This is a genomic window from Bradyrhizobium sp. CB3481 (assembly GCF_029714305.1).
GTDB lineage: Bacteria > Pseudomonadota > Alphaproteobacteria > Rhizobiales > Xanthobacteraceae > Bradyrhizobium.
This window is the reverse complement of the sequence record NZ_CP121647.1, coordinates 4316861-4329773: the sequence shown is the minus strand read 5'-3', so window position 1 is coordinate 4329773 and position 12913 is coordinate 4316861. Positions and strand designations below refer to the sequence as shown.

Sequence of the window (12913 nt, the reverse complement as noted above, 5' to 3'; positions counted from 1 at the left end):
GGCCGCCGCGCGTCAGCCGGAAGCCGCCGGAGTGGCTTTCGGCGCCGCCGGCTTGAGCGGCTTGTCCTGCCGCTTCGACCAGGAAATGTAATAGGCGACGATGGTCATGATCGCGATTCCGGTCACGCTGACGAAGATCTGCGCGAACAGTGACCCCGAGCTCAGCGACAGCTCGAAATGGCCGACGAAGGACAGGAACACGCCGACGCAGAACACGGCGAGCGACTGCTGGCCGCACACCACCAGCGGATCGAAGATCTTCCATTCCAACCCGGGCCATTCCTTTGGCACGAAGCGGATGACGAGGATCACGATCGCGACGAAATGCAGGAAGCGGTAGGGGGCAAGGTTAGTCTTGTCGTTCGGGTTGAACGCCGAAAACAGCCAGTGCGGGAACATCTCGCCGAACGCCGGGAAGCGGCCCGCCATCGTCATGATCAGCGAGAAGATCAGGTAGCCGATGCACAGGTACAGGGTGACGGGCGCGTTGATGATGGCGAGGTTCTTGCGGGCGCCGCCGAGCGCGCACCAGGCGCCGAACACGAACAGCACCTGCCAGGCGAACGGATTGAAGTACCAGGTGCCGACCGGGTAGGCCGGCAGGTTCCAGCCGGTCTGGCGCGACACCAGCCACAGCGCGATCGCGGCCAGCATGGTCCAGTTGGGCTGGCGCAGCATGATCCACAGCACCGGGGGAAACAGTCCCATCAGCACGATGTAGAGCGGCAGCACGTCGAGATTGACCGGCTTGAACTTCAGGAACAGCCCTTGCCGCAGCGTTTCGGTCGCGTTGTCGATCAGCCCGACCACGTTGAATTCGTTGACCAGCTCGGAATCGCCGAAGCGCAGCGCCAGGTAGCTGATCGAGGCGATGTAGATCACGAACAGGATGATGTGGGCGACGTAGAGCTGCCAGACCCGCTTGGTCAGCCGCGTGGCGCCGACGATGAAGCCGCGTTCGAGCATCATCCGGGCATAGACGAACGAGGCGGTATAGCCGGAAATGAAGACGAAGAGGTCGGCCGCGTCGCTGAACCCGTAATTGCGGGTGGTGATCCAGTTCACGACATTGTCGGGGATATGGTCGAGGTAGATCGCCCAGTTTGCGACCCCGCGAAACAGGTCGAGCCGGAGATCGCGTCCTTTATCGGGCAGGGTTGCGTTGATTTTCATGGGTGCCGCTTCGTGATGCCTTCGGGGAGATCGCGCCGCAAGCCGGGGTCCCGGGCGCCGGATAGCCCTAGATTGTCACAGTACGGCATAATGACTATACCGGTACGGAAATGGTACATCCGGGTTTCTGGAATCACCGCTCAATTCTCTGAAAGGTGTCTCTATACTATCCCGGCCGTTTCCACCAACCGTTACCATGTCGCAGATCGATCGAGGACCCGACCATCCATGACCGCACGGATTTTCAAGCCCGCCAAGAACGCGATGCAATCGGGCCGGGCCAACGCCCAGGAATGGCAGCTTGACTATGAGCCGGAGCACCCGCGGGCCGTGGAGCCGCTGATGGGCTGGACCGCTTCGACCGACATGAAGCAGCAGCTCACCCTGCGGTTCGACACCAAGGAAGACGCGATCGCCTATTGCGAGCGCAAGGGCATTGCCTACCAGGTGATCGAGCCGAAGGATTCGGTGCAGCGGGCGGTCGCCTACGCCGACAATTTCGCCTTCAAGCGCGTCGAGCCCTGGACCCACTAGAGCCGGTCGTGCCGCGCGCCCGCATGGCGGGCAGGCTATCGGGACGGATCCGACGCTATCGGGCTCGACGGGATCGGCAGCGGCGCATCCTTGGCGGCGCCGAGCACCGGGAACGTCCTGATGTTGCGGACCTCGGGCATCGCTGAGAACTGCAGAAGCTGCTGGTGCGTGCCCTCGACGTTTCGCGCCACGCATTTGAGAAGGTAGTCGGCGTCGCCCGAAATCCGCCAGACCTGCAGGACCAATGGCAGCGCAGCGACCGATCTCTCGAACGTCTGCAGCGGACCCTGGGCCTGGCTCTGCAGCTGGATCAGGACAAAGGAAATCACCTCGTAGCCCAGCAGCTTTTCGTCGAGCGTGGCCCTGATGGCGCTGACGTAACCGCGCTCGCGCAGGGCGCGGACGCGGCGCCGGCACGGCGGCTCCGAGAGGCCAACCCGTTCCGCCAGCTCGTTGTTGCGGATGCGCCCGTCCCGCTGCAGCTCCGACAGTATTTTCAGGTCGATCTCGTCGAGGGGCGGGCGTTCCGTCATGGGCATCTCACCGGCGCGCCGGCTTGCCGCGCGCTGCGAGGCGGGAAGGCGCGCGCTTGGTTCGAGCCCGCTCCGACGCCGCGCTGGGGGCGACGCCCGACAGTACCATCTTCTCATGGGCGGCGACGATGGCCTCCTTCGTGAGGCGGCCGCCGGGTCGGTACCAGGTGGTCAGGCCGGTCAACAGGGCCAGGATCGCAAAGGTCGCCACCTGGATATCTACGACATCGAACTCGCACTCGGCGACGCCTTCGCTGAGGATGTCCGCCAGCCGCCGCTCATAGGCGCCGCGCAGCGCCACGATCTCCTCGTAATTTTTCTGCTCGAGGCTGCGCAGCTCGGAATTGGCGATGAAGACCTCGCGCTTCTTGGTCATGTGGTAGGTAACGTGGAAGGCAGTGAAGGCGCGCAGCTTGTCGGCCGGCCGCTGCTTGCCTTCCAGGGCGCGGTCGAGCTGGCGAAGCAGTTCGTTGATGTGGTCCCGTATCAGGTCGAACAGCAATTCCTGCTTGGTCGAGATATGGTTGTAGAGCGAGCCCGATTGGATCCCGACTTCGGCCGCGAGCTGGCGCAGGCTCATCGCGGCGTAGCCATGCTCGAAGATCAGGCGCAGCCCAGCCTTGCGGATCGCCTCCATCGTCTTGGGGCCGTGTGAGCCGATCGTCCGCGCCATGGGGCCTCTCGAAAGTGGGCGTTTGCCGGCTTGGTGGAAACAAGCAAGCGATCGTATAATTGTGGCACGAAAAGACAGCAATTTCAATTGCCTGTAGCGTGCATACGGGCTTATACAGGTTCCGCTTGCGACTGCGTTAAAAAAACGTATGATCGTTTAATTCTAGGACGAAAGTCGGAGGAAATGATGGCCTCAAACCGGGCGCTGCTGCTGAACTTCGACCTTGGCGAGACTGCGGACGCCATCCGCGAGACGGTGTATGCGTTCTCGCAGAACGAAATCGCCCCGCGCGCCACCGAAATCGACCGCAGCAACCAATTCCCGCGCGACCTCTGGCCCAGGATCGGCGCGCTCGGCCTGCACGGCATCACGGTCGAGGAGGAGTATGGCGGCGCCGGCCTCGGCTATCTCGAGCACTGCATCGCGGTCGAGGAAATATCCCGCGCTTCCGCCGCGGTCGGCCTGTCCTACGGCGCGCATTCCAACCTCTGCGTCAACCAGATCCGCCGCAACGGCAACGCGGTGCAGAAGCGCAAATATTTGCCAAAACTGATCTCCGGCGAGCATGTCGGCTCGCTGGCGATGTCAGAGCCGGGCGCAGGTTCCGACGTGGTCTCGATGAAGACCCGCGCCGAGAAGAAGGGCGACCGCTTCGTGCTGAACGGCAACAAGATGTGGATCACCAACGGCCCCGAGGCCGATACGCTGGTGGTCTATGCCAAGACCAATCCGGAGGCCGGTCCGCGCGGCATGACCGCCTTTCTGATCGAAAAGGGCATGAAGGGATTTTCCACCGCGCAAAAGCTCGACAAGCTCGGCATGCGCGGCTCCGACACCTGCGAATTGCTGTTCGAAGATTGCGAGGTGCCGGAAGAGAATGTGCTCGGCGAGGTCGGCCGCGGCGTCAACGTCTTGATGTCGGGCCTCGACTACGAGCGCGCGGTGCTGGCGGCGGGGCCGATTGGCATCATGCAGGCCTGCATGGACGTGGTGCTGCCTTATGTCCACGAGCGCAAGCAGTTCGGCGAGCCGATCGGCACGTTTCAACTGGTGCAGGGCAAGATCGCCGACATGTACACGACGATGAACGCCTCGCGCGCCTATGTCTATGCGGTCGCCAAGGCCTGTGACCGCGGCGAGACCACCCGCGAGGACGCCGCCGGCGCCATTCTCTATGCGGCCGAAAAAGCCACGCAATGCGCGCTCGACGCCATCCAGCTTCTGGGCGGCAACGGCTACATCAACGACTACCCGACCGGGCGGCTGCTCCGCGACGCCAAGCTCTACGAGATCGGCGCCGGCACATCCGAAATCCGCCGCATGCTGATCGGCCGGGAGCTGTTCGAAAAGACCGCTTGAACTTCACATTCGGCCAAAGATGGTACAGGCTATCACGTCAACTTTGAGAGCGCGGTTCCGCTCCTCGTGAAGGCCATCAGGGCACTCCAGCATCTAAAAGAAACGCCAACCATGCCGCTTCATTCCACCATCGATCCCACATCGTCTGAATTTGCCCGCAACGCCGACGTGATGCGTGGTCTCGTGGCCGAGCTGCGCGAGAAGCTCAAGGTGGTCTCCGGCGGCGGCGGCGAGGCGTCACGCAAGCGGCATACCTCGCGCGGCAAGATGCTGGCGCGCGAGCGCGTCGACCTGCTGGTCGATCCCGGCACCGCCTTCCTCGAACTGTCGCCGCTGGCCGCCAATGGCCTTTATGGCGGTGACGTCCATTCGGCGAGCGTGATTACCGGCGTGGGGCGCATTTCGGGCCGCGAATGTATCATCGTGGCCAATGATGCCACCATCAAGGGCGGCACCTACTACCCGATGACGGTGAAAAAGCACCTGCGCGCGCAGGACATCGCGCGGCAGAACAATCTTCCTTGCGTCTACATGGTCGATTCCGGTGGCGCCTTCCTGCCGATGCAGGACGAGATCTTTCCGGACGAGCGGCATTTCGGTCGTATCTTCTATAACCAGGCGCAGATGTCCTCGATGGGCATTCCGCAGATCGCCATCGTGATGGGCTCCTGCACCGCCGGCGGCGCTTACGTGCCGGCGATGTCGGACGAGAGCATCATCGTGCGCAATCAGGGCACCATCTTCCTCGGCGGGCCGCCGCTGGTGAAGGCGGCGACCGGCGAGGTTGTTTCCGCCGAAGAGCTCGGCGGCGCCGACGTGCATTCGCGGCATTCCGGCGTCACCGATCATTACGCGCAAAACGATGCGCATGCGATCGGGATCGCCCGGCGCATCGTCGCTACCTTGAAGCAACCCACCAAGGCTGCGCTCAACATGCGTGAGCCTCGCGAGCCGTTATTCCCCGCCGAGGAAATCTACGGCGTCGTCTCCGCCGACGGCAGAAAACCGTTCGACGTCCACGACATCATTGCGCGGATCGTCGACGGCTCGGAGTTCGATGAATTCAAGAAGCTCTATGGCACTACGCTGATCTGCGGCTTCGCCCATATCTGGGGCCATCCGGTTGGCATCATCGCCAATAACGGCATCCTGTTCAGCGAGAGCTCGCTGAAGGGCGCACACTTCATCGAATTGTGCTGCCAGCGCAATATTCCGCTGGTGTTTTTGCAGAACATCACGGGCTTCATGGTTGGCAAGAAATACGAGGCCGGCGGCATTGCGCGCGACGGCGCCAAGCTGGTGACCGCGGTCGCAACCGCGGGCGTGCCGAAATTCACCGTCGTGATCGGCGGCTCTTACGGCGCCGGCAATTACGGCATGTGCGGGCGGTCCTATAGCCCGCGCTTTCTCTGGCTGTGGCCGAATGCCCGTATCTCGGTGATGGGCGGCGAGCAGGCCTCGATGGTGCTCAGTCAAGTACGACGCGACAATATCGAAGCCAAGGGCGAGACCTGGTCGGCGGAAGAGGAAGAGAAGTTTCGTGCGCCGATCCGCGCGCAATATGAAAGCCAGGGCAATCCCTATTACGCCACTGCGCGGCTATGGGACGACGGCGTGATCGACCCCGCCGACACGCGGCTGGTGCTCGGCCTCGGCCTCTCTGCCGCGGCCAATGCGCCGATCGAGTCAACCAAATTCGGCCTGTTCAGGATGTGACGATGGACCGCGCAAAGCTCTACCGGCGTTTCCGTACGCTCCTGATCGCCAACCGCGGCGAAATTGCCTGCCGCGTCATCCGCTCCGCTCGCGCCATGGGGCTGCGGACCGTTGCCGTCTATTCGGAGGCCGATCGTGACGCCATCCATGTCGCGATGGCCGACGAGGCCGTGTTGCTCGGACCGGCGCGCGCCCGCGACAGCTATCTCAACATCGCGCGCGTGATCGAGGCTGCGCAGAAGACCGGCGCTGAGGCCATCCATCCCGGCTACGGCTTTTTGTCCGAGAATGCCGAATTCGCAGAAGCGTGCCTGAAGGCCGGATTGGTGTTCATCGGCCCGACCGCCGAGATGATGACCGCGATGGGCTCAAAGTCCGGGTCGAAGGCATTGATGGAGAAGGCCGGCGTGCCGCTGGTGCCCGGCTATCACGGCGAGGCGCAGGACGAGGCGACCCTCGCCAATGCCGCCAACAAGATCGGCTTCCCGGTGCTGGTCAAGGCCTCGGCCGGCGGCGGCGGGCGCGGCATGCGCGTGGTGAATTCGGCCACAGAGCTTTCGGCAGCGATCGTCAGTGCCAAGCGCGAGGCCAAGGCGGCGTTCGGCGACGACCGCATGCTGATCGAGAAATACGTGCAAAACCCTAGGCATATCGAGGTGCAGGTCATCGGCGACAGCCATGGCAACCTGCTCTCGCTGTGGGAGCGCGAGTGCACGCTGCAGCGCCGGCATCAGAAGGTGATCGAGGAGGCGCCATCGCCGACGCTCGACGCTATCCAGCGCGAGAAGGTCTGCGAGGCCGCGCGCAAGGCGGCTGCGGCAGTCAACTATGTCGGCGCCGGCACCATCGAGTTCGTCTCCGACGGCACGGAGGTGTTCTTCATCGAAATGAACACCCGCCTGCAGGTCGAGCATCCCGTCACCGAACTGATCACCGGCGTCGATCTCGTCGAATGGCAATTGCGGGTGGCGTTCGGCGAGAAGCTGCCGCTGAAGCAAAACGAGATCACGCTGAACGGCCACGCCATCGAGGCGCGGGTCTATGCCGAAAATCCGCAGAAGAATTTCATGCCCTCGGTCGGCCGGATCAAGACCTGGCAGACGCCCGATGCCGTCGATGGCTTGCGGATCGACGCCGGCTATCGCGCCGGCGATGCCGTATCACCCTACTACGACGCCATGCTGGCCAAGGTGATCGCCTGGGCGCCGACGCGCGAGGCCGCGATCGAGCGGCTCAACCGTGGGCTGGAGGAGATCGACGTCCGCGGCATCGTCACCAACATTCCGTTCCTGTCGGCGCTCATCACCCATCCGAACGTGCGCGCCAATACCATCGACACCGGCTTCATCGAGCGCGAGTTGAAGAAGCTGACGGAAACCTCGCCTGCGCCGGGTGATCTTGAACTCTGCGCTGCGGTCGCCGCGATCGTTAACGACGAGCAGAAGATAGCGCGCAAGGAAGCGCAATCGCCGTGGCAGACCTTTGGCTGGATGCCGGTCGGCCAGCGGCAACGGGTGTTCTCGTTCCGCCAGGGGCAGGGCGCTGAGCACAAGGTGACGCTGCGGTATGGCCATGGGCCGTCGACGATTTCGATCGGTAAGCATCAGTTCGCAGTCGCGATCTCGCCGGCGGATGGCGGCAGTTTCGACCTGACGATCGACGGCGTGAAGACGCGCGTCACCGCCGTGATCGAGGGCCATGAACTTTACTTGCGCACCCGGAACGGCCGCTTCGACCTGCACTGGGTCGATCCGTTCGGCGGCGAGACCGAAGAGCATGTCGGTGAGGACAAGATCGTGGCCCCCTTGCCGGGAACGGTGGTGGCGCTGCTGGCCGAGGAGGGCGCCACGCTGGAGAAGGGCGCGGCAATCCTGACGCTGGAAGTCATGAAGATGGAGCAGACCTTGCGCGCGCCCTTTGCGGGCACATTGAAGAAGATCAGGTGCAAGGTTGGCGATATCGTCGGCGAAGGCGTCGAACTCGCCGAAGTCGAACCGGCAGCCGCATCATGACCGATACCGTTCACATCGTCGAAGTCGGCCCGCGCGACGGGCTGCAGAACGAGAAGACCCCGATTAGCGTCGCCGACCGGATCATCTTCGTCGAAGCGCTGATCGGTGCCGGGTTGAAGGCGGTCGAGGTCGGCGCGTTCGTCTCACCGAAGGCGATCCCGCAGATGGTCGGCTCGGCCGAGGTGCTGCAAGGCGTCAGCCATCACCGGGATTGCGAGCTGCCGGTGCTGGTGCCGAACGAGAAGGGGTATGAGGCCTCGCAAGCGGCCGGCGCAAAACTGATCGCGGTATTCGCGGCGGCCTCCGAGAGCTTCTCGCGCGCCAATATCAACTGCTCGATCGCGGAATCCATCGAGCGCTTCAAGCCGGTGCTGGCCCGTGCCAAGTCAGATGGTGTGCGCGTGCGCGGCTATATCTCCACCGTGCTTGGTTGCCCCTATGAGGGTGAGATCAAGCCGCAGGCAGTGGTCGATGTGGCAAAAGTGCTGTGGGATCTCGGCTGCTACGAAATCTCGCTCGGCGACACCATTGGCGTCGGCACGCCCCTGAAAGCGCGGCAGCTGTTGCGCGCGGTAGCCGGCCACGTGCCGATGGCCAACCTCGCGATGCATTTCCACGACACCTATGGCCAGGCGCTCGCCAATCTCTATGCCGGGATGGAGGAGGGCTGCCGCGTGATCGATTCCGCCGCCGGCGGCCTCGGCGGCTGCCCCTATGCCCCCGGCGCGACCGGTAACGTCGCGACGGAGGATGTCGTCTACATGCTCGAAGGCATGGGCGTTGCGACCGGCGTCGACATGGCAAAGCTGGTCGCCGCCACCAATGTCGTGAGCGCCCTGATCGGCCGGCCGCCAGTCAGCCGCGTCGCCGCGGCGTTGAACGCGAAGGCGCGGCCGGCCAAGTAGGCCGCTTACGCGGCCTTCAGCCCGACATTCGGCAGCACCGGGCGATTTTTCAGCGCCTTCGCCATCATGGCCTCGACCTCGGCCTTCTCCTGCGGCAGCAGGGCGAGGCGCGGCGGGCGGGTCAGCGCGGTGCCGCGGCCCATGATGTGCTCGCACAGCTTGATGCACTGAACGAGATCCGGCCGGGCGTCGAGATGCAACAGCGGCATGAACCACTCGTAGAGCGGCATCGCTTCGGCGTAGCGCCCCGCCTTGGCGAGGCGGAACAGCGTCTCGCCCTCGCGCGGGAAGGCGTTCGACATGCCCGAAACCCAGCCGACCGCGCCCATCGCTACGCTCTCGACAATGACATCGTCGAGACCGGCGAACAGCACGAAACGATCGCCGACCATGTTGCGGGTGTCGATAAAGCGCCGCGTGTCGCCGGAAGAATCCTTGAAGCAGACCACGGTCTCGACATCAGCCAGCGAGGCCAGAATGTCCGGCGTGACGTCGTTCTTGTAGATCGGCGGGTTGTTGTAGAGCATGACCGGCAGGTCGGTCGCGCTGGCGACCGCGCGGAAATGCGCGGCGGTCTCATGCGGCTTGGAGGAATAGACCAGCGCCGGCATCACCATCACGCCGTCGATGCCGACTCGCGCGGCTTCCTTGGCGGTCTCGACGGCAAAGGCGGTGGTGAACTCGGCAATACCGCACAGCACCGGCACGCGGCCGGCGGCGACCGATTTCGCCGTCTCCATGATCGCGACCTTCTCGTTGCGCTCCAGCGAGGTGTTCTCGCCGACGGAGCCGCAGACGATCAATCCGGACACGCCGTCGCGGATCAGGCCATCCATGACTTTCGCCGTCGCATCGATGTTGAGCGACAGATCGTCGTTGAATTGCGTGGTGACGGCCGGGAAGACGCCTTCCCAGGAAATGCGTGGGCTCATTGTTGGCTCCAATTGGATATGCCGGCGGATGCCTCATCCGCCGGGCGCTGGTTTGGAAACGATGGATGGGGTCAGAGCGTCGCGCCGACCTTGCGCAGCTCGGCAAGGACGGGCGCCTTGGGCAACCAGACCTTATCGAACTCGGTAATGACGGCCTCGGTATCTTTGGCGTCGACCTGACGGATCGGGATCGGCGCGTTCTTGAAGTTCTCGATCAGCTTGGGCTCGTTGCCTGCCAGCTCGTCGATCTGCGCGTCGAGCGTCGACTTGACGGTCTTGGTGACCAGCTCGCGGTCAGCGGCCGGCAGCGATTGCCAGACCCGGCCCGAGACGACGGCGGCCATTGGCATGAAGACCGCGTTCATCTGCAGGATGACTTTTGAGACCTTGTCGAAGCGCTGATTCCAGGAGAATTCGAGATCTGCCTCCAGCCCGTCGACCTGGCCGTTCGCCATCGCGTCGAACACCTGCGGCGTCGGGATCGGCGTCGGCGCCGCGCCGAGCGAGGAATAGAAATCGCGATAGACCGGCGTCGGGTTGATGCGCAGCTTCATGCCCTTGATGTCGGCGAGAGTGTTCAAGTCCTTCGCCGAGAAGACGGCGCGCATGCCGGTAATGCCCCAGCCGAGGCCGATCGTTCCGGTCTCCTGCGGCAGCACGTCGAACAGCTTGATCGCCGCCGGATGGCGGACGAACTTGGCGACCGAGGGCGTCGAGCGCACGATGTAGGGTGCGTTGATCGCCGCGATATGCGGCACCCGCGAGCCGAGCTCGGCGGCCTGGATGAAGCCCATGTCGAGCGCGCCGGACTGCAACTGCTGCATCATCGCCGGCTCGTTGCCGAGCTGGCCGGAGTGAAACACGGTCATGGTGAGGCGGCCGTTGGTCGCGGCCTTGAGATCGTCGCCGAGCTTCAGCGCCGCCTTGTTCCAGGAATGGCCATTGGGCGTTATCAGGCCGAGCCGGAATTCCTTGGCCTGCGCCAGCGCTAGCGACGGCGCGAACAGCGGCACGGCTGCGCTGGCGGCAAGGAAACGACGACGGGAAAACGACATGACAGGGCTCCTAGAGAGGTTGAACCTACTTGATGAGGACGAGGGAGAGGGATGGGTAAAGCGAGAGCAGCACCAGCAGGATGCAGGAGATGCCGAACAGCGGCAGCGTCACCATGAACATCTTGCCGGGCTTGGCGCCGGTGACGGCAGCGGCGACGAAGAAGCAAAGGCCGACAGGTGGCGACAGCAATCCGAGCACCAGGTTGATCACCACGACGACGCCAAACTGACGCGGATCGATATGATAGATGTCGGTTGCGACCGGCAGCAGGATAGGCACCGTCATGATCAAGCCGGGAATGCCGTCGATAACAGTGCCGATGATCAGCAGGATCACGTTGCACAGAAGCATGAAGCTGACGGGATCCTTGGCGACCGACTGGATCCAGCGCGCCGTCTCCTGCGGCACCTTGCCGAAGATCAGGACCCAGGAGAACACCGCCGCCGCGGCGACGAGAAACAGCACGATGGCCGAGTAGATGCCCGAGCGCAGCATCATCTGCGGCAGTTGCGAAAACTCGAACTCTTTCGTCCAGTATTTTCCGACAAGGGCTGCTGCGACCGCGCCGACCGCGGCGGATTCTGTTGCATTGGCGAACCCGCCCAAAATGCTGCCGACGATCACGATCGGGATCAGCAGCGTCGGCGATGTCCGCAGGATCGTCACCAGCCGCTGCCGCGGCGTCTGATAATCGGCCTTGGGATAGTTGTAGACATATCCCATCAGCGCGATGACGACGCAGAACATCACCGTCAGGATCACGCCCGGCACGATGCCGGCAATCAGCATGTCGCTGACCGAGACCTGCGCCAGCACGCTGTAAACCACGAACATCACCGAGGGCGGAATGATTGGCCCGAGCATGCCGCCATAGGCGGTCAACCCCGCCGCAAACGTCTTGTCGTAGCCCTTCTTTTCCATCTCCGGCACCATGATCTGCGCCATGATCGCGACCTGCGCGGTCGCAGACCCCAGGATGGAGGAGATGAACATGTTGGCGAGGATGTTGACGTAGGCGAGGCCGCCCTTCAGCGAGCCGACGAACGCCATCGCCATGTCGACGATGCGTCGCGTGATGCCGCCGCCGTTCATGATTTCGCCGATCAGGATGAACAGCGGGATGGCGATCAGCCCGTAGCTGTCGACGCCGCCGAACAGCTGCAGCGGGTAGGATTGGAACAGCACCGGATTTCCCGATGCGATGATGTAGACGAAACCGGCAAGGCAAAGGCATAGGCCGATCGGCACGCCGACCAGCATGATCGCGATGAAGGCGGCGGAGGTGATCACTAATTGACCCCGTCGAGTTCGGAGAGCTGAAAGCCGCTCAGTGGCGTCCGCGGCACCAGCTCGAGATCCTCCAGCAGGTTTGCGAGGCCGTGGACGGTCATCGATACCGCGAAGATCGGCAGCGTCAGGTACAGCACCCAGGTCGGCCAGTTCAGCGTCTGCGTTCGCTCGGTGTAGAGGAAGTTGAACGTCTCGGCGGCGAGCTTGCGCGCGTCGAAGCCGGCGCGGGCCAGCCCGATCGGGTCCATCCAGAGGAAGCAGGTGATGATCAGCGCCACGCCGAACACCACGACCATGCCGGTGGCGGTGACCTTCGCAATCTTCTGATTCCGCGCCGAAAGCCGCTCCGTCATCATGGTGACGGCAAAGTCGAGCCGTAGCCTTGTCATGGCGGACGCGCCGATGAAGGTCAGCCAGACCACGCAATAGACGGCCGATTCATCGATCCAGTAGATCGGGAAGTGCGAGTAGCGGGTAACGACGTTTACGAGGATCAGGCCGGTCAGCAGATACATCAGCCCCATCAAGGCGATACGCTCGAAAGCGAGCAGGAGGCTTGAGGCCCTGAGAACCGCCCGCCGGGCGCTGAACGCCGGCGCATCCGCCATCGCCTGCTCGATCATGAAGAGCCCCGCTGCCCCTTGAAATTCAACGTGCTAATCGAAAATGTATAATTTATACAATCTTGTCAAATGAAGATTGTGGGGCTCGGCCAGCTTTTGCTGGGTTG

At 63.4% G+C, this 12913-nt stretch carries 12 protein-coding genes; 5 read left to right on the top strand and 7 right to left on the bottom strand.

Translation table 11 applies throughout. From position 1 onward, the window contains the following. Nucleotides 1-12: 12 nt before the first annotated feature. A complete protein-coding gene (locus QA643_RS20995) occupies nucleotides 13-1173 on the bottom strand; it encodes an OpgC domain-containing protein (RefSeq protein WP_283027813.1) in 1161 nt (386 codons plus the stop codon). Between the two features lie 228 nt (nucleotides 1174-1401). On the opposite strand from QA643_RS20995, the gene QA643_RS20990 reads away from it, so the two are divergent. Then, nucleotides 1402-1707 (top strand): ETC complex I subunit, encoded by a 306-nt coding sequence (locus tag QA643_RS20990; protein WP_283027812.1) that lies wholly within the window; start codon nucleotides 1402-1404, stop codon nucleotides 1705-1707. A 35-nt stretch (nucleotides 1708-1742) separates the two neighbouring features. Here the strand turns inward: QA643_RS20990 and QA643_RS20985 are convergent, their stop codons facing one another. Further along, nucleotides 1743-2240 (bottom strand): Lrp/AsnC family transcriptional regulator, encoded by a 498-nt coding sequence (locus QA643_RS20985; RefSeq protein WP_283027811.1) that lies wholly within the window; start codon nucleotides 2238-2240, stop codon nucleotides 1743-1745. A gap of 7 nt (nucleotides 2241-2247) precedes the next feature. Next, nucleotides 2248-2913: a TetR/AcrR family transcriptional regulator gene (locus tag QA643_RS20980; RefSeq protein WP_283027810.1), complete on the bottom strand. Its 666-nt coding sequence runs from the start codon at nucleotides 2911-2913 to the stop codon at nucleotides 2248-2250. A gap of 186 nt (nucleotides 2914-3099) precedes the next feature. Between QA643_RS20980 and QA643_RS20975 the strand changes: the two genes are divergently transcribed. The 4 genes from QA643_RS20975 (at nucleotide 3100) to QA643_RS20960 (ending at nucleotide 8905) form a co-directional block, all read left to right on the top strand. Then, the gene (locus tag QA643_RS20975; RefSeq protein WP_283027809.1) at nucleotides 3100-4272 is read left to right on the top strand and encodes an isovaleryl-CoA dehydrogenase; all 1173 of its coding nucleotides are present in this window, start codon (nucleotides 3100-3102) and stop codon (nucleotides 4270-4272) included. A 111-nt stretch (nucleotides 4273-4383) separates the two neighbouring features. Further along, a complete protein-coding gene (locus QA643_RS20970) occupies nucleotides 4384-5988 on the top strand; it encodes a carboxyl transferase domain-containing protein (RefSeq protein WP_283027808.1) in 1605 nt (534 codons plus the stop codon). Nucleotides 5989-5990: 2 nt separating this feature from the next. Then, nucleotides 5991-8000 (top strand): acetyl/propionyl/methylcrotonyl-CoA carboxylase subunit alpha, encoded by a 2010-nt coding sequence (locus QA643_RS20965; protein WP_283027807.1) that lies wholly within the window; start codon nucleotides 5991-5993, stop codon nucleotides 7998-8000. Continuing rightward, a complete protein-coding gene (locus QA643_RS20960) occupies nucleotides 7997-8905 on the top strand; it encodes a hydroxymethylglutaryl-CoA lyase (protein WP_283027806.1) in 909 nt (302 codons plus the stop codon). Before QA643_RS20965 ends, QA643_RS20960 begins: the two co-directional genes overlap by 4 nt. 5 nt (nucleotides 8906-8910) lie before the next feature. On the opposite strand, the gene QA643_RS20955 is transcribed toward QA643_RS20960, so the two are convergent. The 4 genes from QA643_RS20955 to QA643_RS20940 form a co-directional block, all read right to left on the bottom strand. Further along, on the bottom strand, nucleotides 8911-9837 hold the full coding sequence (locus QA643_RS20955; protein ID WP_283027805.1) for a dihydrodipicolinate synthase family protein: 927 nt from the start codon (nucleotides 9835-9837) through the stop codon (nucleotides 8911-8913). A gap of 71 nt (nucleotides 9838-9908) precedes the next feature. Then, nucleotides 9909-10892: a TRAP transporter substrate-binding protein gene (locus tag QA643_RS20950; protein ID WP_283027804.1), complete on the bottom strand. Its 984-nt coding sequence runs from the start codon at nucleotides 10890-10892 to the stop codon at nucleotides 9909-9911. A 25-nt stretch (nucleotides 10893-10917) separates the two neighbouring features. Continuing rightward, the gene (locus QA643_RS20945; RefSeq protein ID WP_283027803.1) at nucleotides 10918-12183 is read right to left on the bottom strand and encodes a TRAP transporter large permease; all 1266 of its coding nucleotides are present in this window, start codon (nucleotides 12181-12183) and stop codon (nucleotides 10918-10920) included. After that, nucleotides 12183-12806 (bottom strand): TRAP transporter small permease, encoded by a 624-nt coding sequence (locus QA643_RS20940; RefSeq protein WP_283027802.1) that lies wholly within the window; start codon nucleotides 12804-12806, stop codon nucleotides 12183-12185. Before QA643_RS20940 ends, QA643_RS20945 begins: the two co-directional genes overlap by 1 nt. Nucleotides 12807-12913 lie beyond the last annotated feature (107 nt).